The 913-nt window shown below is 42.4% G+C and carries 1 rRNA gene; it reads right to left on the bottom strand.

Annotated elements, in window-relative coordinates:
- Positions 1-798 precede the first annotated feature (798 nt).
- Positions 799-913: ribosomal RNA gene (rrf, locus tag BN2762_RS00015) — 5S ribosomal RNA — on the bottom strand; the annotation flags it as partial.

Here is a 913-nt window from a genome sequence, read left to right as displayed (position 1 = left end):
CTCTGCTTCTTAAACTCTTCACTGTAACTATTACGTTCCATCCGGACATCTCTCCCTTAAGGATTATTATCTAGGTTCACTTAAGGACTGTCCACTTTTTATTCTAGCTGCAAACCTACATTTAGTTGACAAGCTTTTGGTCTATTGCGGAAAGCTAACTGTAAAACCTACATTTAGTTTGCGGCTATTATAAGAATTTAGGCGAATTGAGGAAGACTTGATGTATGAATTACATTTAGTTCGAGTACCTTTTAACAAAAGAGGCATAATTACTGCATGAAATACATTTAGTCCTAACTTCTACCTTTAGCGATCCTTTGAACGATGAAAATTTTCGATCAAATCGAGAGTTGCCTTGCTTTTTCTTAGCTTTGAAGCCGTGGAGATGGGCAGAATTTGAAGCATCCCGGAATCAGCCGGCAACGTTCAGTTGGCAGTGTTTAGCTGGAGTATACAGTTAATCAATATTCAGTTGGCAGTGTTTAGCTGAGTATACAGTTAATCAATATCTAGTTGGCAGTATTTAGCCACAGTGTTCAGCCAGCTATGAGAAGCAGCGTCGATATTAACATATTTCATTTGCGGTGTTTAGCTGGCAGGATTCGGCCGGCAACGTTCAACTGGCAGTGCTCAGCTGTCGGTGGTTTACATGATGTATTCAACGAAAAATATTACTATTTCTTAAAGTAGCCAAAACAGATGCCGACAAATACCGAAACTGCCAGAGCGCCTGAAAACTCCATGATACACAAAAAAGCACTGCCGATATTCAACATATCAACAGTACTTCTTCAGTTTGCTTGGCGACGTCCTATTCTCCCAGGACCCTGCGGTCCAAGTACCATCGGCGCTGGAGGGCTTAACGGTCGTGTTCGAGATGGGTACGCGTGGAACCCCTCCGCCATTGCCACCA

The sequence above is a fragment of the Paenibacillus ihumii genome (assembly GCF_001403875.1).
GTDB lineage: Bacteria > Bacillota > Bacilli > Paenibacillales > Paenibacillaceae > Fontibacillus > Fontibacillus ihumii.
This window is presented reverse-complemented; position numbering and strand designations above follow the sequence as displayed.